The sequence below is a fragment of the Calidifontibacter indicus genome (assembly GCF_003386865.1).
GTDB lineage: Bacteria > Actinomycetota > Actinomycetes > Actinomycetales > Dermatophilaceae > Yimella > Yimella indica.
This window is the reverse complement of record NZ_QTUA01000001.1, coordinates 2,090,043-2,111,961: the sequence shown is the minus strand read 5'-3', so window position 1 is coordinate 2,111,961 and position 21,919 is coordinate 2,090,043. Positions and strand designations below refer to the sequence as shown.

General features: G+C 70.0%; 25 protein-coding genes and 1 riboswitch. Of the genes, 5 read left to right on the top strand and 20 right to left on the bottom strand.

Annotated features, from left to right (window positions below; translation table 11 throughout):
• The first annotated feature begins 11 nt into the window (after positions 1-11).
• Positions 12-653: a TIGR03085 family metal-binding protein gene (locus DFJ65_RS10080; RefSeq protein WP_115922910.1), complete on the top strand. Its 642-nt coding sequence runs from the start codon at positions 12-14 to the stop codon at positions 651-653.
• Positions 654-680: 27 nt separating this feature from the next.
• Here DFJ65_RS10080 and hisF read toward each other — a convergent pair whose 3' ends face one another.
• Positions 681-1,436 (bottom strand): imidazole glycerol phosphate synthase subunit HisF, encoded by a 756-nt coding sequence (gene hisF, locus DFJ65_RS10075; protein WP_115922909.1) that lies wholly within the window; start codon positions 1,434-1,436, stop codon positions 681-683.
• A gap of 23 nt (positions 1,437-1,459) precedes the next feature.
• Here hisF and DFJ65_RS10070 point away from each other — a divergent pair, with 23 nt between their 5' ends.
• Entirely contained in the window at positions 1,460-2,077 is a 618-nt protein-coding gene (locus DFJ65_RS10070) for a nucleoside/nucleotide kinase family protein (protein WP_115922908.1), read from the top strand.
• 10 nt (positions 2,078-2,087) lie between these two features.
• On the opposite strand, the gene DFJ65_RS10065 is transcribed toward DFJ65_RS10070, so the two are convergent.
• From DFJ65_RS10065 to ribD, 8 genes are all read right to left on the bottom strand, one after another.
• On the bottom strand, positions 2,088-2,561 hold the full coding sequence (locus tag DFJ65_RS10065; protein ID WP_115922907.1) for a PH domain-containing protein: 474 nt from the start codon (positions 2,559-2,561) through the stop codon (positions 2,088-2,090).
• 7 nt (positions 2,562-2,568) lie between these two features.
• Positions 2,569-3,414: an ATP phosphoribosyltransferase gene (gene hisG, locus DFJ65_RS10060; RefSeq protein WP_115922906.1), complete on the bottom strand. Its 846-nt coding sequence runs from the start codon at positions 3,412-3,414 to the stop codon at positions 2,569-2,571.
• Positions 3,415-3,462: 48 nt separating this feature from the next.
• Positions 3,463-3,726, bottom strand: a complete 264-nt coding sequence (locus DFJ65_RS10055; RefSeq protein ID WP_115922905.1) for a phosphoribosyl-ATP diphosphatase — start codon at positions 3,724-3,726, stop codon at positions 3,463-3,465.
• Positions 3,727-3,900: 174 nt separating this feature from the next.
• Positions 3,901-4,650 carry a nicotinamide riboside transporter PnuC gene (pnuC, locus tag DFJ65_RS10050; protein ID WP_115922904.1) on the bottom strand — a complete coding sequence of 250 codons (750 nt, stop codon included), beginning with the start codon at positions 4,648-4,650 and terminating at the stop codon, positions 3,901-3,903.
• Complete coding sequence (gene ribH / locus DFJ65_RS10045; protein WP_115922903.1) at positions 4,647-5,132, bottom strand: 6,7-dimethyl-8-ribityllumazine synthase; 486 nt, start codon at positions 5,130-5,132, stop codon at positions 4,647-4,649. The genes pnuC and ribH overlap by 4 nt, the downstream gene beginning before the upstream one ends.
• Positions 5,129-6,340 carry a 3,4-dihydroxy-2-butanone-4-phosphate synthase gene (gene ribB, locus DFJ65_RS10040; RefSeq protein ID WP_115922902.1) on the bottom strand — a complete coding sequence of 404 codons (1,212 nt, stop codon included), beginning with the start codon at positions 6,338-6,340 and terminating at the stop codon, positions 5,129-5,131. Before ribB ends, ribH begins: the two co-directional genes overlap by 4 nt.
• The gene (locus DFJ65_RS10035) at positions 6,337-6,996 is read right to left on the bottom strand and encodes a riboflavin synthase (protein ID WP_115922901.1); all 660 of its coding nucleotides are present in this window, start codon (positions 6,994-6,996) and stop codon (positions 6,337-6,339) included. Before DFJ65_RS10035 ends, ribB begins: the two co-directional genes overlap by 4 nt.
• Positions 6,997-6,999: 3 nt before the next feature.
• Complete coding sequence (gene ribD / locus DFJ65_RS10030) at positions 7,000-8,043, bottom strand: bifunctional diaminohydroxyphosphoribosylaminopyrimidine deaminase/5-amino-6-(5-phosphoribosylamino)uracil reductase RibD (protein WP_115922900.1); 1,044 nt, start codon at positions 8,041-8,043, stop codon at positions 7,000-7,002.
• A 126-nt stretch (positions 8,044-8,169) separates the two neighbouring features.
• A riboswitch (FMN riboswitch) is annotated at positions 8,170-8,302 on the bottom strand.
• A 104-nt stretch (positions 8,303-8,406) separates the two neighbouring features.
• Here ribD and DFJ65_RS10025 point away from each other — a divergent pair.
• The 3 genes from DFJ65_RS10025 to DFJ65_RS10015 all read left to right on the top strand — a co-directional run bounded on the left by DFJ65_RS10025 (position 8,407) and on the right by DFJ65_RS10015 (position 10,875).
• Positions 8,407-8,715 carry a hypothetical protein gene (locus DFJ65_RS10025; RefSeq protein WP_115922899.1) on the top strand — a complete coding sequence of 103 codons (309 nt, stop codon included), beginning with the start codon at positions 8,407-8,409 and terminating at the stop codon, positions 8,713-8,715.
• A gap of 203 nt (positions 8,716-8,918) precedes the next feature.
• Positions 8,919-10,436 (top strand): HNH endonuclease signature motif containing protein, encoded by a 1,518-nt coding sequence (locus DFJ65_RS10020; RefSeq protein ID WP_115922898.1) that lies wholly within the window; start codon positions 8,919-8,921, stop codon positions 10,434-10,436.
• Positions 10,437-10,482: 46 nt separating this feature from the next.
• A complete protein-coding gene (locus DFJ65_RS10015) occupies positions 10,483-10,875 on the top strand; it encodes a hypothetical protein (RefSeq protein ID WP_147301367.1) in 393 nt (130 codons plus the stop codon).
• A gap of 13 nt (positions 10,876-10,888) precedes the next feature.
• Here DFJ65_RS10015 and rpe read toward each other — a convergent pair whose 3' ends face one another.
• The 11 genes from rpe to pyrF all read right to left on the bottom strand — a co-directional run bounded on the left by rpe (position 10,889) and on the right by pyrF (position 21,919).
• Positions 10,889-11,545 (bottom strand): ribulose-phosphate 3-epimerase, encoded by a 657-nt coding sequence (gene rpe / locus DFJ65_RS10010; protein WP_115924236.1) that lies wholly within the window; start codon positions 11,543-11,545, stop codon positions 10,889-10,891.
• 45 nt (positions 11,546-11,590) lie between these two features.
• On the bottom strand, positions 11,591-13,129 hold the full coding sequence (locus DFJ65_RS10005) for an RsmB/NOP family class I SAM-dependent RNA methyltransferase (RefSeq protein WP_115922896.1): 1,539 nt from the start codon (positions 13,127-13,129) through the stop codon (positions 11,591-11,593).
• Positions 13,126-14,061 carry a methionyl-tRNA formyltransferase gene (gene fmt / locus DFJ65_RS10000; protein WP_115924235.1) on the bottom strand — a complete coding sequence of 312 codons (936 nt, stop codon included), beginning with the start codon at positions 14,059-14,061 and terminating at the stop codon, positions 13,126-13,128. The genes DFJ65_RS10005 and fmt overlap by 4 nt, the downstream gene beginning before the upstream one ends.
• Positions 14,062-14,110: 49 nt before the next feature.
• On the bottom strand, positions 14,111-14,779 hold the full coding sequence (locus tag DFJ65_RS09995) for an HAD family hydrolase (protein WP_115922895.1): 669 nt from the start codon (positions 14,777-14,779) through the stop codon (positions 14,111-14,113).
• Positions 14,780-14,844: 65 nt separating this feature from the next.
• Positions 14,845-16,932: a primosomal protein N' family DNA-binding protein gene (locus tag DFJ65_RS09990; RefSeq protein ID WP_170144057.1), complete on the bottom strand. Its 2,088-nt coding sequence runs from the start codon at positions 16,930-16,932 to the stop codon at positions 14,845-14,847.
• Positions 16,933-17,148: 216 nt separating this feature from the next.
• The gene (metK, locus tag DFJ65_RS09985; protein ID WP_115922894.1) at positions 17,149-18,366 is read right to left on the bottom strand and encodes a methionine adenosyltransferase; all 1,218 of its coding nucleotides are present in this window, start codon (positions 18,364-18,366) and stop codon (positions 17,149-17,151) included.
• A 124-nt stretch (positions 18,367-18,490) separates the two neighbouring features.
• A complete protein-coding gene (gene coaBC, locus DFJ65_RS09980) occupies positions 18,491-19,702 on the bottom strand; it encodes a bifunctional phosphopantothenoylcysteine decarboxylase/phosphopantothenate--cysteine ligase CoaBC (RefSeq protein ID WP_115922893.1) in 1,212 nt (403 codons plus the stop codon).
• 16 nt (positions 19,703-19,718) lie between these two features.
• A complete protein-coding gene (gene rpoZ, locus DFJ65_RS09975; RefSeq protein WP_115922892.1) occupies positions 19,719-19,982 on the bottom strand; it encodes a DNA-directed RNA polymerase subunit omega in 264 nt (87 codons plus the stop codon).
• A gap of 32 nt (positions 19,983-20,014) precedes the next feature.
• Entirely contained in the window at positions 20,015-20,626 is a 612-nt protein-coding gene (gene gmk / locus DFJ65_RS09970) for a guanylate kinase (protein WP_115922891.1), read from the bottom strand.
• Positions 20,626-20,943 carry an integration host factor, actinobacterial type gene (gene mihF / locus DFJ65_RS09965; protein ID WP_115922890.1) on the bottom strand — a complete coding sequence of 106 codons (318 nt, stop codon included), beginning with the start codon at positions 20,941-20,943 and terminating at the stop codon, positions 20,626-20,628. The genes gmk and mihF overlap by 1 nt, the downstream gene beginning before the upstream one ends.
• A gap of 94 nt (positions 20,944-21,037) precedes the next feature.
• Positions 21,038-21,919, bottom strand: coding sequence for an orotidine-5'-phosphate decarboxylase (gene pyrF, locus DFJ65_RS09960; protein ID WP_115922889.1), 882 nt, complete (start codon positions 21,917-21,919; stop codon positions 21,038-21,040).

Here is a 21,919-nt window from a genome sequence, read left to right as displayed (position 1 = left end):
TGATTCCCTGCATGACCTCATTTGCCCAAAGTGAGCGGGCCGGGCTGTGCGACACCTTCCTGGAGGTGGGCCCCGACGCCCCGACCCTGTGCAGCGACTGGCGCGCCCGCGATCTGGCCGCCCACCTGATCCTGCGCGAACGCCGTCCGGACGCCGCGATCGGGATGTTCCTCGCGCCGCTCGCCGGGCGCACCGACCGCATCCAGGCGTCGCTCGCCCAGCGGCCGTTCGAGGAACTGGTCGACACGATCCGCAGCGGTCCGCCGAAGTGGAGCCCGATGGCGCTCGGCAGTATCGACGAGGCGGCCAACTTCGCGGAGTTCTTCGTGCACCACGAAGACGTGCTGCGCGGGGTCGACCCGTCGGCCCGTCGCCAACTCGACGCCGCCGAGCAGAAGGCGATCTTCGCGGCCCTTCCGCGGATCGGCATGCTGTCGCTGCGCTCGTGCCGCGTCGGCGTGGTCGCCGATGCCGGCAGCTACGGCCGACGCTCACTGCGCAGTCCGAAGGACGACCACGGCAATGTCGTGCTCACCGGCGAGCCGGGCGAGATCCTGCTGCACATCTTCGGGCGCACCGCGGTCACCGACGTCGAACTCGACGGCGCCGACCACGACGTGGAGTCGTTCCGCAAGACCGACCTCGGCACCTGAGGGTCTGCGCCGACCCCGTCCGAAGCGTCAGCGGACGGGGTGACCGGCGGCCCGCAGCGCGTCCTTCACCTCGCCGATCGTGAGCTGACCGAAGTGGAAGACCGACGCCGCCAGCACCGCGTCGGCGCCGGCCCCGACCGCCTCGACGAAGTGCTCGACCTTGCCCGCGCCCCCGCTGGCGATCAGCGGCACGTCGACCTCCGCACGCACCGCGCGGATGAGTTCGAGATCGAAACCGTCCTTGGTGCCGTCGGCGTCCATCGAGTTGAGCAGGATCTCCCCCGCGCCGAGCTCGCACGCCCGCACACACCATGCGATCGCTTCCAGCCCGGCCGACCTGCGTCCGCCGTGGGTGGTCACCTCGAACGAACCGTCGGCGGCCCGGCGCACGTCGGCCGACAACACGAGCACCTGCGCACCGAAGCGGTCGGCGATCTCGCGGATGACCTCGGGGCGTGCGATGGCGCCGGTGTTGATGCCGACCTTGTCGGCGCCGGCGCGCAGCAACCGGTCGACATCGGCCACCTCGCGCACACCGCCGCCGACGGTCAGGGGGATGAAGACCTCCTCGGCGGTGCGGCTGACGACCTCGTACGTCGTGTCGCGCCCGGCGGAGCTGGCGGTGACGTCGAGGAAGGTGAGTTCGTCGGCGCCCTGGGTGTCGTAGCGGTGGGCGAGCTCGACCGGATCGCCCGCGTCACGCAGGTCGGCGAAGTTCACGCCCTTGACGACGCGCCCGGCGTCGACGTCCAGACAAGGAATGACACGCACCGCAACCGACATGGCAGCAGCGTAATGTTCGGCCGGTGACCGACCTGCCGACCGCCCAGCCCGCGGATGCCTCCGACGACGTCCGCACGCTCGCCCAGATCACCGACACCGTCGTCGCGGCCGCGCGCGCGGCGGGCGACGAGGTGACCGACCGCACCGTGATCGTCGCGATCGACGGTCGCTCGGGCGCAGGCAAGACGAGTCTGGCGGAGCTGGTGGCCGAACGGCTGGCTGCCCCGGTCGTGCACATGGACGACATCTACCCCGGCTGGGACGGACTCGCCGCCGCGCTGCCGGTGCTCGCCGACGAGGTGCTGATCCCGCTGCGCTCGGGTGAACCCGGGGTGTTCCGTCGCTGGGACTGGGCCGCGGGCGAGCACGGCGGCGAACTGGAGGTGCCGGTGGCGCCGTTCGTCGTGGTCGAAGGGTGCGGCAGCAGCGTCGGCCCGGCCGGGCAACTCGCCGACCTGCGGGTCTGGCTCGACGCCGACGCCGAGCAGCGGCGCGCCCGCGGGCTGACTCGCGATGCCGGCAGCTTCGACGAGCAGTGGGACTCCTGGGCGCAGCAGGAGGACGAGTTGTTCGAGGCGGACGGGACCCGCGAGCACGCCGATCTGGTCTTCGACACGACCGACATCGCGGCCACCGACTGAGGTCGGTCGCTCAGCCGGCCGAGGGGTCGTCGAGCGCGTGCGCCTGCACGAGCGCGGCCAGCCGTTCGGCTTCCTGCCGCGCGAACGCGCCGTCGGCGCGCTGCACCGCCATCACCGCGAGCTGTTCGGTATCGGCGAGGTCTAGGATCAGCCACGGCGATCCGCCGCCGAACTGCACGCCGAGGATCTCCGCCCAGGACAGCTTGCGGGTCAGGAACAGGTTGCGCACCAGGAGACCTTCGTCGCTGGGCACCGCCTTGATCGCGGTGTAACGCCACAGGAACGCCGCCATCGCGGCCCCGAACAGAAACAACGCGGCCGCATCGACGCCCGTCCAGCCGGTCACGCCGCCCTTGGGCAGCGTGAGCGCCACGAACCCGAACACCGCGATCGTGACCACGCCGGCGGCCAACGGCACCCACCGTCCGCTGCGGGGGCGGAAGGGTGCGTACGGGTCTCGGGTGCCTGCGTCCGGCTCGCTCATCGACGCCTCACAACCGGCAGGCGGCGATCTCGGTGACGAGGATCGCGCGAGCGCCGAGGTCGTACAGCTCGTCCATGAGGGCGTTCGTGCGCCGGCGGGGCACCATGGCGCGCACGGCGACGTAGTCGGGGTCGTGCAGCGGCGAGATCGTCGGCGACTCCAGACCCGGGGTCACGGCCGATGCCTTCTCGACGAGGTCCTTGCGGATGTCGTAGTCGAGCATCACGTAGTCGCGGGCGGTGAGCACGCCCTGCAGGCGGCGCACGAGCACGTCGACGGCGGGGTCGCCGTTGGCGCGCTCCGGACGGATGAGCACTGCTTCGCTGTTCAGGATCGGTTCGCCGAACACCTCGAGTCCGGCGTTGCGCAAGGTGGTTCCGGTCTCGACCACATCGGCGATCACATCGGCGACGCCGAGGGTCACCGCGGTCTCGACCGCTCCGTCGAGCCGCACGACGCTCGCCTCGACGCCCGCCTTGGCGAGGTCGGCCTGCACGAGCCCGGGGAAGCTGGTGGCGATCCGCTTGCCGGCGAGGTCTTTCACCGACGACGCGAAACCCGGCCGCGCGGCGTACCGGAAGGTCGATGCGCCGAAGCCCAGCTGCATCCGCTCGGTGGCGGGGGCGCCGGAGTCGAGCAGCAGGTCACGGCCGGTGATGCCGACGTCAAGGGTGCCGCGTCCGACGTACACCGCGATGTCGCGCGGACGCAGGAAGAACAGTTCGACGTCGTTGTCGGCGTCGAAGACCACGAGTTCCTTCGACTCGCGACGGCCGCGATAACCCGCTTCGCGCAGGATCTCGGCGGCCGGTTCGGACAGGCTGCCCTTGTTGGGCATGGCAACTCGCAACATCTGGAACTCCTTGGGGCTGTCTGGTGTCTGTGGTCGAAACGGGCTCGATCACAGATGTCGGTAGACGTCCTCCAACGAGATGCCGCGTTCGAGCATCAGCACCTGCAGGTGGTAGAGCAGCTGGCTGATTTCCTCGGCTGCCTTGTCGTTGCCCTCGAACTCGGCGGCCATCCACACCTCGGCCGCCTCTTCGACGATCTTCTTGCCGATGAAGTGGACTCCGGCGTCGATCTCGGCGACGGTTCCGGACCCTTCGGGGCGGTCGGTCGCCTTCTGCTGCAACTCGGCCCACAGCGCTTCGAAGGTCTTCACGTGGCACAAGGGTACGCAGGGGCGTGCTGTGACGTGGCCCGCGTACCCCTGATGAGACTCGGCAGCGGACTCGGCAGCGGACTGGCGATGAACGCGGCACCGCACAAACGCGCGGGGTATCGAGATCCGCGCCGGTCATGACGCGAGCAGATCTCGATACCCCGCGCATTCGGCTCAGCCGGGGACCGGTTCGCCGGCTCGTTCGCGCCTGGTGACCTTCACCCACTGGCTGAAGCCGTAGAGCACGAACAGGCCGTAGAAGATGTACATCACCGCGGTCGGCACGTAGTCGGTGGCGAATCCGAACGGCACGCCGACGAGGTCGACGACGATCCACGCCAGCCAGAACTCGTTCCAGGCCCGCGCCATCGCGTAGGTGGCGACGATCGACCCGACGAACACCCAGGCGTCGCACCACGCGAACCACCACTGCGGCGTCCAGTAGGGGCTGGGATTGCCGTCGAGGATCGCCTGGAACACGAAGCGGGCGATGATCGTGCCGACCAACCAGAAGGCGACCATCGCGAGCCGCTCGTTGGTGGTTGCCCACCGCGGGGTCACGGCCGGTTGGTCGGTCTCGGCGTGCTTGCGGGCGCGATGCTGCTGCCAGCGCCACCAGCCGTAGGCGCTGGTGACGATGAAGAACACCTGACGGCCGGCCTGACCGAACAGCGGCACGCGGGTGTCGGTGCCGAACGCCGCGCCGGTGTAGACGAAGAACAGCATGATGTTGGCGACGATGCCGACCGGCCACGCCCACACCAGGCGCTTCATGCCGAGGTAGGCGGAGCCGACGCCGATGAGCACACCGATCAGCTCGAGCCAGTGCAACTGGTACTTGCCGATGTCGAGGTGCCACTCGAGCAGTCGCTGGAACAGGTTCGGGTCGCCGGTCGAACCGGCAGCAAGCACAAGGGTTCTCATCGTTCTCCTGCGGTAGTCGCCCAATCGCGCAGCGTACGCGCGGTCGCGACGGCGGCAGTAGCCGCCTCGTGTCCCTTGTCCTCCGTCGAGTCGGCCAGACCCGCCCGATCGAGCGCCTGCGCGTCGTTGTCGCAGGTGAGCAGGCCGAACCCGATGGGTGTGCCGGTGTCGATCGCGACCTCGTTGAGACCGTTGGTCGCTGCTTGGCAGACGTAGTCGAAGTGCGGCGTGCCGCCACGGATCACCACACCGAGGGCCACCAACGCGTCGTAGTGCGGGGCGAGCCGGGCCGCGGCGACCGGCAGCTCGAACGATCCGGGCACCCGGATCACGTCGACCCAGCCGACACCGCTGTCGGCGAGCCCGCGGGCGGCCCCGTCGAGCAGGCCGTCCATGACGGTCTCGTGCCAACTGGCCGCGATGACGGCGACCCGCAGGCCGCTGCCGTCGGGGGTGATCGTGGGGGCTCCGTGCCCGCTCATGCGGTGACTCCTTCTCGTCCGAGCACCGGAATGGTGTGTCCCAACCGGTCGCGTTTGGTCTGCAGGTACTTCAGGTTGTGCGGGGTGACACCGGTGACCAGCGGGAGCTGTCCGACGACCTCGATGCCGGCCGCCCCCAGTTGTTCGGCCTTCGCCGGGTTGTTGCTGAGCAGCCGCACCCGGGTCATGCCGAGCTTGTGCAGGATGGCGGCCGCCGCGCCGTACTCGCGGGCGTCGACCGGCAGGCCGAGCCGGTGCTGGGCCTCGACGGTGTCGGCGCCGGCGTCCTGTTCGGCGTACGCGGCGAGCTTGGCGAGCAGCCCGGTGCCGCGGCCCTCGTGGCCACGCAGGTAGACCACGGCCCCGCCGGTCTCAGCGACGTCGGCCATCGACTGCTGCAACTGCGGCCCGCAGTCGCAGCGCTGCGACCCGAACGCGTCACCGGTGAGGCACTCGCTGTGCACCCGCACCAGCGGCACATCGGTGCTGCGCCTGCTCGACACGAGCGCGACGTGCTCGGCACCCGTGGCGAGGTCACGGAATCCGTGCATTCGCCAGCGTCCGTGCTCGGTCGGCAGGTCGGACTGCCGGTCGGCGAGCACCCGGTCGTAACGGGTGCGCCACTGCACGAGGTCGTCGATGGTGAGCACCGGCAGGTCGAACTCGTGGCCGAGCTCCAGCACCGACGGACGGCGCATCATCGTGCCGTCGTCGTGCACGAGTTCGCCGATGACACCGACCGGGGCGAGACCGGCCAGCCGGCAGAGGTCGACCGCGGCCTCGGTGTGCCCGCGGCGCACGAACACCCCGCCGTCGCGGGCGCGCAACGGCAGCACATGGCCCGGTCGCACCAGGTCGGTCGGCGTGCTCGCCGGGTCGGCCAGCACGCGGACGGTGTGCAACCGGTCGGCCGCGCTGATGCCGGTGGTCACGCCTTCGGCGGCGTCGACCGCCACGGTGTACGCGGTGCGCAGCGGGTCGGCGTTGTCACCCACCATCAGCGGCAGGTCGAGGCGGTCGGCGAGCTGGCCGGGCAGCGGCGCACACAGGTAGCCGGAGCTGTGCCGAATGGTCCAGGCCATCCACTCGGTGGTGGCGGTCTGCGCCGAGAGGATGACGTCGCCCTCGTTCTCGCGCGACTCGTCGTCGGTCACGAGCACGGGCTTGCCGGCGGCCAAGACCTCGAAGGCCTTCGTCAGATCCTTCATGCCAGGCTTCCTTCCGGGTGCAGCGTCGGGGTTTGCGTCGCGAGGTCGTCGGTCGGGGCGGCGCGGTCGAGCCCGCCCAGCAGGCGGGCGGCGTACTTCGCCAGCACATCGGCCTCCAGGTTCACCGGGTCGCCGATCCACCTGTCCCCCAACGTGGTCAGCGCCAAGGTGGTCGGGATGAGCGAGACGGTCAGTCGGCCCTCTTCGCAGGAGGCAACCGTGAGTGAGACACCGTCGATGGTGATCGATCCCTTCGGCACGACGTATTGACCGACCTGTGCGGGCACGGCGATCGTGAGGTTCGTCCAGTGTTCGCTGGGCTCGATCTCGAGCACCTGGCCGGTGCCGTCGACGTGACCTTGCACGATGTGTCCGTCAAACCGTCCGTCGGCGCGCATGGCGCGTTCGAGGTTGACCTTCCCGCCGACGACGAGGTCGCCGAGGTGGGTGCACCGCAGGGTCTCGGCCATCACGTCGACGGTGAACCGCTGCGTGTCGAACTCGGTGACCGTGAGGCACACCCCGTCGACCGCGATCGAGGCGCCGTGTTTGGCGTCGCTGAGCACCTCGTCGGCCCGGATCGTGAGCCGGGCGCAGTCGCCGACTCGGTCGATCTGCTCGACGGTGCCGACCTCCTCGATGATTCCGGTGAACATCGTTCAGTCCTCTCGTGCGGGACGGTTGGGTGAAGTGCGGGACATGATCAGGCGGACGTCGTCGCCGAACCTGGCGACGTCGTCGAGGTGCCAGCGCTGGCCGTCGGCGATGGTGCCGATGCCGAGGTCGCCGAGCAGGTGCGCGCCGGCGCCGAGCAGCACCGGCGCGAGGTAGGCGTGGATCTCGTCGACCAGACCGGCCGCGAGGAAGGCCGCCGCGAGGGTCGGGCCGCCCTCGAGCAGCACGTGGCGGATACCGCGTTCGTGCAGTTGCTCCAGCGCCTTCGCCGGGTCGTGGGTGGGGATCACGAGCGTTTCGGCAGCGTCGTCGAAGATCTTCGCGCTGCTCGGAATATCGCTGCGTCCCAGCACGACCCGCAGCGGCTGCCCGTCGTGGGGCACGTCGCGGACGGTGAGTGCGGGGTCGTCGGCGCGCACGGTGCCGGTGCCGACGACGACCGCCCCGACCCGGGCCCGCAGCCGGTGCACTTCCTGTCGCGATGCCGGGCCGGTGATCCACCGACTGGTGCCGTCGGCCGCGGCGACCCGTCCGTCGAGGGTCGACGCCGACTTCCAGGTGACCAGGGGGCGTCCGTGTCGGGCGGCGAAGGTCCATCCCGGGTTGAGAGCTTCGGCGCGTGCGGCGTGGTCGGTGATGTCGTCGGTGGCCTGCTCGACGGCGATGCCGGCGGCGCGCAGCCGCTGCGCTCCCCCGGCCGCCGCGTGCGACGGGTCGGCGGCCGCGTAGACCACGCGCACGACCCCCGCGTCGATGAGCGCAGCGGCGCACGGAGGGGTGCGGCCGTGGTGGTTGCAGGGTTCGAGGGTGACGAAAGCCGTTGCGCCACGGGTCTTCTCACCGGCGTCCGCCAAGGCTGCGGCCTCCGCATGCGGGGTGCCGGCGCCCCGGTGGAAACCGCGTCCGACCACTGCGCCGTCGTTGACCAGCACGCACCCGACCCGCGGGTTGGGGTCGACGACGGGGCCCCGGGCCGCCAGTTCGAGGGCAGCCTCGAGGAAGGCAGCGTCTGCGGTGGTGATCGCCATCGCCTCTCCCGGTCGTCCGTCGTCGGACGTGACCCGGGGAGTTGGCGTACGTCAGGACACCCCGCGCGGATCGCAGTCGATCCGCAGGGGTACCTGCGTGCTCGAGGTCTGCCGAAGCAAACCTCGAACGTGCGCCTCCCATCCGGACTTTCACCGTCGGTCCTGGAATTCCACCAGGTCAACCGCTCACCTCTTGCGAGGATCGCGGGTCGCGGACTGTCACCGCCGGCTCAGAGTTTCACTGACCCCGGAGCACGTTTCTTCGGTCAGTATGCACCGACGTCCCGACACCCGCCACCGGGGGTGTCGCGCTTCGGGACGGGTGCGGTGCGCCGCTTCGTCAGCCGTGGTCTGATGTGAGCCATGCCGTACCTGCCTGCCCACGACACCCTCACCGACGTCGACGTGATGCGCGATTTCGTTGTCGCACAACCACTTGCGTCCGTTGTGACCCATGACGGCTCGGCGCCCGATCTCGACCTCGTCGACATGCTCGACAAGATCGTCGGCATCACCATCGAGGTGGCGTCGCTGATCGGCAAGTTCAAGGTGAGCGCCCACCGCACCGAGGCCGACCGCCTGGGTGCTCGTGACGGCATCGCCGCCGGGTCCGATTCCTCGGTCACACCGCTGGTCGATGCAATGGGCCGGCCGCCGCAGGGCACCTTCTGACCCTTGTGAGCCGATGTGCACAGGGGCCCGGCTGGCCATCGCTCCCCTGTGGACAAACCCGCCTTCTTGCGGGGGCTGTGGATACCGGAGAGTATCGAATTCTTGTGTGCATCAGCAGAATTCGCTGTGCAAAGCCTTCCCACTAGGTTCGAACAGGCGTACGATTGAGGTAGTCCGAAAGCACCTGGGGAGGAGGCGCCGGCATGACCACCAACGAATCGCTTGAGCCGTTCTACGACTCGTATCCGGGTGAAGCCGCTTCCTGCGCCGCGGTGGTCTCGGACGCGCTGGCTGCGGTGACCCGGCTGGCTCAGTTGACCGGCAACCTCACGGACGCCGAACTCACTTCCCTGGCCCGGTCCCTCGCCCTGGTGCACCAGCAGACCGAGGCGACACTTGTCGCGGTCACGACTGACGCGGTCGAGCGGGGTGCGGTGTACCGGTCCACCGCTGCTGACGCGACCCAGTGGGTGCGACGGCTGTCGACCGGCGAGTCCACCACCGCACTGCTCGGTGCCGACACCGTCAGTGCTGCGGGGCCACTCGTGCCGCTCGACCAACCTCAAGGTTCGGTGGACGCGTGGGGCGACGAACTGGTGTCGCGGTGCGGTCTCGAACCCTTGCGCGCGTCGCGGATCGCGAAGATCGCCGACGCGGTCCGCTCACCCCTCAACGCGCCGTTGGCGGAGGCGTTGCAGTCCGGTCGGATCAACACCACCATCGCCAAAACCTGTCTCGACAACATCGACAAGATCAAGGCGGTTCTGCCGGACGCGACCCGGGAGGAGATCTACGGCTGGTTACTCACCCTCGACGTCGGCGCCGGCGCCAAAACTATCCGGGAACTCACCAAACGGATCCTCGCTCAGTACGGCGAGGAGGTGCTCGACCAGGCCGAAGACGCACACCAGAAGGTTGAGTCCTTGTCCTGGTCGGATGAACCGAACGGGATGGTCAGGTTCACCGCCGACCTCTCACCCGATCACGCCGAACAGGTGAAGCAGGCCGTCGACTCGCTCGCCGGACCATCACCGAAATCAGCGTGTTGCGGTGATCCGCACCACCGGCACACCCCGGGCCCCGACGGCACGTCACAGAAGACGGGTGAGCCCGACCCCAGGAGCGCCGGGAAGCGTCGCGCCGACGCCCTGGTGTTGCTGCTGGGTCTCGGCGCCGAAGCCGTCGACGCAGACCGGGAGATCAAACACCGCGGATCCGCCACGTTGGTCGTCACGATCGACTTCCTCGTCCTCGCCGGGATCCTCGCCGGGCTCGGCATCACCGACACCGGCACCGGCGTCTCCCCCGACACCGTGCGACAACTCGCCTGCGACGCGAAAATCCTGCCGATGGTCCTCGGATCCAAGAACCAACCACTCAACCTCGGCCGAAAACGACGCTTGGTGGAAGACGAGCTGCGAAGAGCCGTGATCCACCGCGACAAACACTGCACCTACGCAGGCTGCGACAGACCACCCGTCATGTGCGAGTGTTTTTGGGGTCCCCGCGAAGTATCGGAGCGAGGAACGAGCGGAGAACTTCGTGGGGTGAAGGTTCTCCATGTCGAGTCGTGGTGGGCAGGCGGCGAAACCTCACTCGAGAACAGTGCACTGTTGTGCAGCACCCACCACCGCATCGTCCACCGCGACCACCTCACCGCCACCGTCACCGACACCGGCGTCACCTGGCACTACCAAGGTGCCGCTACTGCATCAGCCTGACGCATTCTGGCTGGGCCTGTCGGTGGTCAGGGCCAAGGTGGTCGACATGTTGATCTACGTCGCTGCACCCTTGGAAGCAGCAGACCTCGTGCGCGAGGCGAACGCCCTCATCCACGAAGCTGGGCACGAACTCGCCCTCGACTGGACGCGCGACATGTCGTTCGTCGCGAAGTTCTCTTCTCAGCCGGAGCGTTCGGCCGCGATGGCGGCGGGGATGATTGATGCGGTCCTGCGCGCCGATGCCGTGGCGGTGCTCGCGACGCACCACGAGGGCCGTGGCATGTTCGTCGAGTTGGGCGCGGCGCTGGCCCGAGCCACCCAGGGCTCGCTCGCCCATCTTGCAACAATCGGCGACATCACGGCTCGGGAGAGCGTGTTCCACCAGCACCCGTCCGTCGAGCACTTCCCGACGATGACCGACTGGCTCGGCTCCCTCTGACAGGCCCGTCGAGTCAGTGCGCGCAGGCCGTTGCGAGAGAACGCAGTTCGTCGACGGCCGCGGCCGCGTCGTCGGCGCCGTAGACCGCCGAACCGGCCACGAAGATGTCGGCGCCGGCTTCGGCGCACTGCTCGATCGTCTTGGCCGACACTCCCCCGTCGACCTGCACCCAGATCTCTCCGCCGTGCTTGCGGACGGCGTCACGCACCTGCCGCACCTTCGGCATCTGGTCGGCCATGAACGACTGGCCGCCGAAACCGGGTTCGACGGTCATCACGAGCACCATGTCGAGCTCGGGCAACAACTCCTCGTACGGCGCGAAATCGGTGCCCGGTTTGATCGCCATCGACGCGCGGGCGCCCGCGGCGCGCAGCGCTCGGGCCAACTTCACCGGGTCGTGCGCGGCCTCGATGTGGAAGGTCACGCTCTGGGCTCCGGCCTCGGCGTACTGCGGCGCCCACCGGTCGGGGTCCTCGATCATCAGGTGGCAGTCGAGCGGGATCGGCGACACCTTCAGCAGCGCCTCGACGATCGGCAGACCGAGGGTGAGGTTGGGCACGAAGTGGGCGTCCATGACGTCGACGTGGGCCCAGTCGGCGTTGCCGATCCGCTTCAGCTCGGCTTCGAGGTTGGCGAAGTCGGCGGACAGGATGCTCGGGGCAATCTGGATGTGCGGCAATGGTTTTCGGTGTCCTCGGGTCTCGAATGGCTCGGGTCAGTTGTCGGTCTTGCGCAGCAAGGCGAAGAACATCGCGTCGGTGTCGTGCAGGTGCGGCCACAGCTGCACCGCCGGCCCGTCGCCCAGATCGGCGATCTGTTTGCCGGAGGCGTCCTTGAAGTACGGACGGGCGTCCTCCTGCACCACCTCGGGGTGGCGCTTCAGCGCGTCGGCCACCACCGCAGCCGTTTCCGCGGTGTGCGGACTACAGGTCGCGTACCCGATGACACCGCCCGGACGGGTCGCCGCGATCGCCGAGTCGAGAAGCTCGCCCTGGAGGGTCGCCAACGGCGGCACATCGGCGGCGGTCTTGCGCCAACGAGCCTCCGGACGGCGCCGCAGCGCACCGAGACCGGTGCACGGCGCGTCGACCAGCACCTTGTCGTAGGTGTTCGGCTCCTCGCGGCCGAGGTCGCGGCCGTCGCCGGTGCCGATCATCACCTCGATGCCCGAGCGCAGCGCGGCGTCCATCGTGCGGCGCACCAACTCGGTGCGGTGCTCGCTCGCCTCGTTGGCGAAGAGCACCGAATCCTGTTCTGCCGCAAGGCAAGCCAGCAGCGCTGCCTTACCGCCCGGCCCGGCACACAGGTCGAGCCACTCCTGCTGGTCGCCGTCGACCGGCACCGACGCGAGCGCGATCGCCAACAACTGCGACCCCTCGTCCTGCACGGCCGCGCGGGTCTCGCGCACCGCACGGATCGCGCCCGGGTCTCCGCCGGACAACCGAGCCGCGAACGGGGAGAGCGTCGAGGCGACCGCGCCGGCGTCGACGAGTTCTTCCACCGTTGCCAAGTGGGGCCGAGCCACCAAGGTCACGTCGGCCGGGTCGTTGTCGGCTGCCAACAACCGACCGAGTTCGGAATCGGCCGACTCGGCATCGGCGACGCCCGAACCGATCAACGCACCACGCAGCGCGCGGACGACCCACTCGGGGTGCGAGTGCTCGACCGCCAGCGCATCGAGCGGCTGCCGTCCGGCAGTGACCTGCGCGACCCACTCCTCGCGGGTGCGTTCGCTGATGCGGCGCAGCACCGCGTTGGTGAAGCCCGCCGCTCCCGCGCCGTTCACCTCGCGCGCGAGCGCGACCGTCTCGGAAGCCGCCGCATGCGACGGCACCCGCATCGCGAGCAACTGGTGGGCGCCGAGCCGGATGGTGTCGAGCACCGGTGGGTCGATCTGAGCGGCGCCGCGTCCCGCCGCATGTTCGATCACCTTGTCGTAGAACCCCCGCATGCGCAGCGTGCCGTAGACGAGCTCGCTCGCGAAGGCGGCATCGCGACCATCGATCCGCTTGTGCCGCAACGCCTTCGGCAGTGCCAGGTTGGCGTAGGCGCCGTTCTCGTGCACGTCGCGCAGCACCTCCCAGGCGATCCGACGCGTCGGGTCGCCGGTGCGCCGCCGCTGCGACGGTGCCTGCGCCGACCGCGCGCGATCGGAGGTGCGGCGCGCATCAGGCCGCTGCCGTCCGCGGGCGTTGCGATACCCGGAGTCGCCGGGGTCCGAGCCGTCCGCTCCGTGATTCGGTCGGTCGCTCATTCCAGGCCCTCGCCTTCCTCGATGCGGGCGCCGCGCGCCCAGTCAGCCGCCGCCACGGCCTTCTTCCCGTGTGGCTGCACCACGCCGAGCTCGACCACACCGGCACCGGTGCCGACGAAGACCTGCTTCTTGGTGACCCGCAACTGTCCCGCATCCAGGCCGTCGACCGCCACTTCGGCGTCGACCGGGGTGGCCTCGGCCACCTTCAACCGGGCGCCGCGGAACATCGTCCACGCGCCCGGCGCGGGCGTGCACGCGCGCACCCGGCGGTTCACTGCGAATGCCGGCTCGTGCCAACGGATTCGGGCATCGTCGACGGTGATCTTCGGCGCCATCGAGATGCCCTCCGACGGCTGCGCGACCGGCGTGATCGTGCCGTCGTCCAGCGCGTCGAGGGTGGCGACGAGCAGGCCGGCGCCGGCGCCGGCCAGGCGGGTGAGCAGGTCACCGGCGGTGTCGCGCGGACGCACCTGCTCGGTCATCGTGCCGAGCACCGGCCCGGTGTCCATGCCTTCCTCCAACAGGAAGGTCGTCGCGCCGGTGACGTCGTCACCGTGCAGCAGCGCGTGCTGCACCGGCGCCGCACCTCGCCACGCCGGCAACAGCGAGAAGTGCAGGTTGACCCAGCCGTGCACCGGAATGTCCAGCACCGGACGCGGCACCAGGGCGCCGTACGCCACCACCGGGCAGACGTCGGGTGTCAGCGAACGCAGCCACTGCTGGAAGTCGTCGTCGCGCGGATGCCTCGGGGTGGCGACCGGCAGGCCCTCCCGCAGCGCCACCTCCTTCACCGGCGACGGACGCAGCGTGCGGCCGCGACCGGCGGGTGCGTCGGGACGGGTGACGACACCGACCACCTCGTGCCGAGAGGCGAGCAACGCCTCCAACGACGGGACGGCGGGCTCGGGGGTGCCGGCGAACACAACGCGCATGGTCACTCCCCCGTGTGCAGCGACCGGGCCGAGCGCTCGACGAACCTGCTCACGCGACCGGCTTGAGGTTGTAACCGCGGGCGATGAGGTCGGCCCGCAGGTCTTGCGGTCCGGTGAACTGGATCGCGTCGAGACCCGCCTCGACGGCCGACTGGATGTTGGCGATCGAGTCGTCGATGAACAGGAAGTCTTCAAGTCCGCCGATGTGCTCGGTGCGTTCGGCGAGCACCTCCCAGATCTCCGGGTCGGGCTTGACCACGCCCTCCTCGCCGGAGACGACGATGTCCTCGAACACATCGAGGAAGTCGTAGCGGTCGACGGCCTTCTGGAAGAGTTCGGCCGACCAGTTCGTGAGCGCGACCAGCGGAACGCCGGCCTCGTCGAGTTCCCGCAGCACGGCCACCGACTCCTCGATGGGGCTCAGCGCCGCCTCGAAGTTGTCGACATACGCCTGCGCCGACCCCTCGAGCTCGGGGTGCTGCTCGCGCACGAACGCCAACGCGTCCGCGATCGACCGACCCGCGTCGTTGCGCAGATTCCAGGCCGCGAAGTCGAACTCGGGATGCTCGACGAACTCGCGCGCCTTCTGCGCACCGAGCACGGCGGCGACGGCGTCCTGCGGCACCCACCGGATGAGTACGTTGCCGAGGTCGAAGACCACTGCATCAGCCGGTGCGGGGGCGAACCGCTCGTCGTCGAGGTCGACATCCAGATCCATGTCCGAAACCGTATCGCCCGACGGCGACGCGACGAAAACGCCCGCGTCGACGCCGCCGCGGCCCGTCAGAGGGTGGATCCGTCGAGGTCGACCCGCACCGCGAGTGTGTCCTTCGCCTTGCGCAGGCTGCGCCGCACCCGCAGCGCCGACACCTCGGCCGCCGCCTCGCGCGATCGTTGCAACGGCGCGCGCAGCAACAGACGTACTTGTCGTTCGGGCGGCAAGGACTCGCCGGAGGCGGCAGACGCGGCAGACCCGACCGGCGCACCCTGCGTCACCGGCGCCGGACCGAAGCGCTCCAACCACTCGGGCATCGACGCCGCGGCCGCCTCGACGCTGTCGGCACTGCCGGTGAGGGTCGCCGTCCACCTCGTCGGAGGCAGGTCGAGGGCGGCGCGCTGCGCGAGTTCGGTCTCGGCCATCGCCGCTGGGGCCCATCGCACGACGGTCTGCACCACCGGGTTGGTGGCTTCGGCGCCCGCCAGCACGACGACGCCGCCGGCAGACGCGGGCCGGCAGAGCGCCGCCGCCGCCAGCCACTGGCGCAGCGCCTGCTCGTTGCTCTGCAGCGACGGGCGATCAAGCATCGCCCACGCATCGAGCAACAGCACCGCCGAATAGCCTTCGATGGCAACGGGTTCGGCGCCGGGGGTGGCGATCACCAGGGCGGGCTCGGCGGGCACGTCGTCGCGCACCTGCCCTGCACCCGACCGGATCACCGGCACACCGGGGAACGCGCGTCCCAACTCCTCGGCGGTGCGCCGGGCACCGATCACCGAGGCGCGCAGACGGGTGCCCTCGCACTCCGGGCAGCCGAAGGGCCGCGCCACCGTGTCGCACCACGCGCAGTGCGGCGCATCATCGACTCCGGTGAGCTGCACCGGTCCATGGCAGGTGGCACACTCCGCGCCGTGCCCGCACTCGGCGCAGCGCAGCCGCGGCACGTACCCGCGCCGGGGCACCTGGATGAGCACCGGCCCCGACTTCAGCCCTTCGTGCGCGGCCTGCCACGCCGTGACCGGCAGCCGCGCCCTCGCCGCCGCAGGACCATGACGTGCGACATCGCGGTCGTCGCCGGCCACCGCGATGCGCGGCAGCAGCGCACGCACCGGACGGGTCTCCACCGCACGCACGCGTCCTTCGACCAGCCACTGCTGCACCGCCACCGAACGCGCGAAACCACCGAGCACCAGCGCCGCACCGCAGTCGAGGTGGCGCCGCCACAGCACGTCGCGGGTCGTCGGGTAGGGAGCGCGGGGTTCGGTGAGCAGGTTGTCGCCGTCGTCCCAGCAGAGCATCAGCCCGAGGTCGTGCACCGGCGCGAACGCGGCGGCACGGTTGCCGAGCACGCAGCGCACCTGCCCGCGCAGCACCTTCAACCACGCGGTGTATCGCGCCTGCGGGCCCTGGTCGGCGGTGAGTCGCACGTAGGCGTCCTTGCCGATGAGGTCGTCGAGTTGCCGGGCGACCCGTTCGACGTCGCGGTGGTCGGGCACGGTGATGATCACCCCGCGCTTGGCCGCGAGGCAGGTGTGGGTGGCATCGGCGAGGGCGCGCGGCCAGTCGAGCGTCTCCTCGACGCTCGGCAGGGCGAGCCACGACGCCGCGGGGCCCTCGCCGTCGGCGATGCGGCGCAGCAGCGCCGGGCCGGCCGGGTAACGCGCCCAGGCCGCGCTCGGTTCGGGGGCGGGTGTCCACGGCACGGCGGCCTCGGCGGCGAGGGCCGACTCGGCTCGGGCGTGCCGGGGCGGCACCGCGAGCCGCACGACGTCGGCCACCGAACCCGCCTGGTCGGCCGCGACGTGCTGGCACAGCCGCAGGATCTGCGGGGTGAGCACGGGTTCGTCCGACACGACCTTGCGCAGCGGCGACAGTTTGCCGACGTGTTCGGCCTCGGCGCGACGCTCGAGGAGATAGCCGGTGACATCCTGCGGCCCGAAACGCACTTTCACGCGGACGCCGGGCTGTGCGGCGGCGTCGAGGTCTGCGGGCACCGCGTATTCGAAGGTGCGATCGAGATGCGCCAGACCGAGGTCGAGCAGCACGACCGCCACCGGGTCGGTGGCGGCCTCGGTCGCCTCGGCAGCCTTCTTCGGGCGCGCCGACGCGTGCAGCAGCTCCAACTGCTCCGCGGTCGCCGGGTGCTCACTCACACGTGAGGTTCTACCAGTCGGTCACGACAGACGGCGTGGTCGCCCCGGACGGCTGTGGACCATTCCATCGAAGCGATGTGTTGCAAACCGCGGTTCGGCCGCACCACGTAGTGCAAACCGCGCTCCATAGCCCGCGGTTTGCACTACCCCGGGCCCCGGAAACGACGAGGCCCGTGCACTGTCAGCTCAGTGCACGGGCCTCGATCGCGGGCGGAACTACTTCGCTGCGGCCTGCAGTTGCTCCACGCGGTTGGTCTGCTCCCAGGTGAACGGGTTGTCGACACCGTCGGCCTTGGTGCGGCCGAAGTGGCCGTACGCGGCGGTCGGCTTGTAGATCGGACGCAGCAGGTCGAGCTGCTCGACGATCGCGGCCGGACGCAGGTCGAAGACCGAGCTGATCGCTGCCTGGATCTTGTCGGCCGGCACGGTCTCGGTGCCGAAGGTCTCGACGTACAGACCCACCGGCTGCGCCTTGCCGATCGCGTAGGCGACCTGCACCTCGCAGCGCTTGGCCAGGCCCGCGGCGACGACGTTCTTGGCAACCCAGCGCATCGCGTAGGCGGCCGAGCGGTCGACCTTCGACGGGTCCTTGCCCGAGAAGGCGCCGCCACCGTGACGGGCCATGCCGCCGTAGGTGTCGACGATGATCTTGCGGCCGGTGAGGCCGGCGTCGCCCATCGGACCACCGATGACGAACTTGCCGGTGGGGTTGATCAGCTTGCGGTAGTTGCTGAAGTCGAGCGAGTTGCCCGAGTCGGCGAGCTCCTGCAGCACCGGCTTGATGACGTGCTGGTCGATGTCGGGCTCGAGCATGCCGCTCAGCGAGATGTCCTCGGAGTGCTGCGTCGACAGCACGACGGTGTCGAGCCGCACGGCCTTGTCGCCGTCGTAGGCGATGGTGACCTGGGTCTTGCCGTCGGGGCGCAGGTAGGCGAGCTCGCCGTTCTTGCGCACCGTGGTGAGGCGCTCCGACAGGCGGTGCGCGAGGAAGATCGGCAGCGGCATCAACTCGGCGGTGTCGTCGCACGCGTAGCCGAACATGAGGCCCTGGTCGCCGGCGCCCTGTGCGTCGAGCGCCTCGGTGCCGCCCTCGGCACGGTGCTCGTGCGCCTGGTCGACACCCTGGGCGATGTCGGCCGACTGCTCACCGATGGAGATCGAGACGCCGCAGGAGTGGCCGTCGAAGCCCTTGAGCGAGCTGTCGTAGCCGACCTCGACGATGGTGTCGCGCACCAGCTTGGCGATCGGCACGTAGCTGTCGGTGCGCACCTCGCCGGCGACGTGCACGAGACCGGTGGTCACCATGGTCTCGACCGCGACACGGGAGCCCGGGTCCTGCGCGAGCATCGCGTCCAGGATCGAGTCGCTGATCTGGTCACAGATCTTGTCCGGGTGTCCCTCGGTCACCGACTCGGACGTGAAAAGGCGTGCCACCTGGTTATCTCCTTCGTTGCAGCGGCTGCTGGCTTGCCACCCGACCCGCGTCCGGACGTGGCCGGGCGACGTAGGAACAGGGTGTGTTCGGTGGTCCGGTCAGGACCGCCCCCGAGTGTACGGGTCAGAGCAGTTCCTCCTGGACGGCGTCCCACACCGTGTCGGAGATCACGTTCTTGTCTGCGGGGCCGACCGTGACCGGCTCACGGCCCGGCCGCAGCAGGTGGACGGTGCTGGAGTCTTGGCCGAAGGTCACCCCGGCGCCCACCTCGTTGGCGACCAACAGGTCGCACTTCTTGCGTTCGAGCTTGGCGCTCGCGTGGTGCAGCACGTCCCCGTCGGCGTCGCCGGTCTCGGCGGCGAACCCCACGATGTACGGACGCCGCGCCTCGCCCCGGGCTTCGACGAGCCCGGCGAGGATGTCGGGGTTGCGCACGAGTTCGACGGTGGGCGCCTCGGGGTCGCCGGCACCGAACTTCTTCTTGATCTTGGTGGCGCCGACCTCGGCCGGTCGGAAGTCGGCCACCGCAGCGGCCATGACGATCACGTCGGCGTCGCCGGCGCGGGCGTTCATTTCGCGCTGCAGGTCGAGCGCGGTCTCGATCGGCACCAGTTCGACACCGCCGGGCACCGGCAGCGACGCGCTGGACACCAGCGTGACGCGGGCGCCACGTCGGGCGGCGGACGCGGCGAGCGCGTAACCCTGCTTGCCCGACGACCGGTTGCCGAGGTAGCGCACCGGGTCGAGCGGCTCGCGGGTGCCGCCGGCGCTGATCACGACGTGCCGACCGACCAACGGTCCCTCGGTCACCGACTCCAGGTAGCGGCGGCAGTGCTCGAAGATGTCCTCCGGCTCGGGCAGCCGGCCCGGGCCGGTGTCGGCGCCGGTGAGGCGCCCGGAGGCGGGTTCGAGGACGTCGATGCCCCGCTCGCGCAAAGTGGCGACGTTCGCGGTCGTTGCCGGATGCGTCCACATCTCGGTGTGCATCGCGGGCGCGAGCACCACCGGGCAGCGCGCGGTGAGCAGCGTGTTGGTGAGCAGATCGTCGGCGAGGCCGTGGGCGGCCTTGGCGATCAGGTCGGCGGTCGCGGGGGCGACGACGACGAGGTCGGCCTGCTGGCCGATGCGCACGTGCGGCACCTGGTGCACGTCGTCCCACACCTGGTCGCTGACCGGCTTTCCGGACAGCGCCGACCAGGTGGGTGCACCGACGAACTTCAGTGCCGACGCGGTGGGCACGACGGTGACGTCATGACCCGATTCGGTGAACCGGCGCAGCAGCGTGCATGCCTTGTAGGCGGCGATGCCACCGCCGACCCCGAGGACGACCTTCATGGAAGTCGGGGAACCCTCAGCCCTCGACCTTGTCGACGTCGAGCAGCCCCTCGTTGAGCTCGCGCAGCGAGATCGACAGCGGCTTGTCGTTGATCTGGCTGTCGACGAGCGGACCGACGTACTCCAGCAGTCCCTCGGACAACTGCGAGTAGTACGCGTTGATCTGGCGGGCGCGCTTGGCGCCCAGGATGACCAGTGCGTACTTGGAGTCGGCGACCTGCAGCAGGTCGTCGATCGGCGGGTTGGTGATGCCCTCGGGGGCAGCCTTGGTGCCAGACACGAAGAAGCTCTCGTTTCCGTTTCGGGGGTGTGCTAACCAGCGGCAGACGCGTGCCGCTCCATCAAGTCTACGAGTTCGGCGGCGGCAACCCCAACATCCTCGTTGACGATCGTCGCGTCGAACTCCATCTGTGCGGCGAGTTCGGCCCGCGCCGTCTCCAACCGGACGGCTTGTTCCTCGGCGCTCTCGGTGCCGCGTCCGATGAGGCGGTGCACCAGTTCGTCCCAGCTGGGCGGGGCGAGGAAGACGAAGAACGCGTCGGGCATCCGCTCACGCACCTGGCGGGCGCCCTGCAGGTCGATCTCCAACAACGGCAGTCGGCCGGCCGCGATCGCGTCGAGCACCGGTTTGCGGGGGGTGCCGTAGCTCGCCCGACCGTGCACCACGGCGTACTCGAGCAGGTCGCCGTCGGCGGCCATCGCGTCGAACTCGGCCTGACTGACGAAGTGGTAGTGGACGCCGTCGACCTCACCCGGGCGCGGCGGACGGGTGGTGGCCGACACCGACAACCACACCTTCGGGTAGTGCTCGCGGATGTGGGCGGCGACGGTGCCCTTGCCGACCGCGGTCGGGCCGGCGAGGACGAACAACGGGGCGGCGCCCGGCCCGTTGTTCGGGGCTGCGGGCTGCTCGGACTGCGACATCAACGCTGCTCGAAACGCTCCAGCAGGGCGGCGACCTGGTGGTTGCCGAGACCGCGCACCCGCCGGGTGGCGGCGATGCCGATCTCGTCCATGATCTGCTGCGCCCGCACCTTGCCGACACCGGGCATCGACTCCAGCAACGCCGAGACCTTCATCTTGCCGATGGTCTCGTCGGTGCGCCCCGAGTCGATGACCTCCTTGAGCGAACCCTGCGAGTTCTTCAACCGGTTCTTCACCGCGGCCCGCTTGCGCCTGGCCTCGGCGGCCTTCTCGAGCGCCTGCGCACGCTGCTCGGGCGTCAACTCGGGAAGTGCCACGTTGCGATCTCCTTGGCCACGGTCGGGTGCTCACCACATCTTCGACATCTTCGACATCTTCGCCACGGCGGACGCCGGGGGCGTCGGTCAGACACTAGCCGAGCACACGGGCAGCGTGGGCCGCGGTTGCCTGCAATGCCTTCCGCAACGCCGAAGTGTCCGGTCCGGCGCCCAGCACCGACCGTGAAGCGGACGGCAACACCTGCCGGGCGGCGGCCCCGAAGGCATCCGCGATGTCCTCGACGGTGCCGCCTTGGGCACCGACACCTGGGGCGAGCAGGGGGCCACGGCAGGCGGCGAGCGCCTCGGCCAGGTCGAGTTCGGCGATGGCGGCACCCGTGGTCGCTCCGACGACCAGCCCGATGTCGCCGACGCGTTGGTCGGTCGGGGTATCGGCGTTGAGTTCGGCGACCGCGTCGACGATCGACCGGGCGACGGTGCGCCCGTCGGGGCGGACGGCGTGCTGCACCTCGTGGCCCTCGGGGTTGCTGGTGAGGGCCAGCACGAACAAGCCGGCGCCGACGTCCTGGGCCAGGTCGAGCGCGGGAGCGAGGCTGCCGAAGCCGAGGAACGGACTCACCGTGATCGCATCGGCGTGCACCGGCGCATCGGGGCCGAGGTGCGCGGCGGCGTATCCGGCCATGGTGCTGCCGACATCGCCGCGCTTCACATCGAGCAGGGTGAGGGTGCCGGCATCACGGAGCCCGTCGAGGGTCTCCTCCAAGACCGCGACCCCGCGCGAGCCGAACTGCTCGAAGAACGCCGACTGGGGCTTGACCACGGCGACCTGCCCGCCGAACGCCTCCACGCACCGCAGCGCGAACTCGCGCAGACCGGACGCGTCGACCGGCAGCCCCCAGTCGCGCAGCAACTGCGCGTGCGGGTCGATGCCGACGCACAGCGGGCCGTGCTCGTCCATCGCGGCGCTCAGTCGCGCGCCGAATCCCTCGGTGGCAGCGGTCGTCGCATCGGTCAT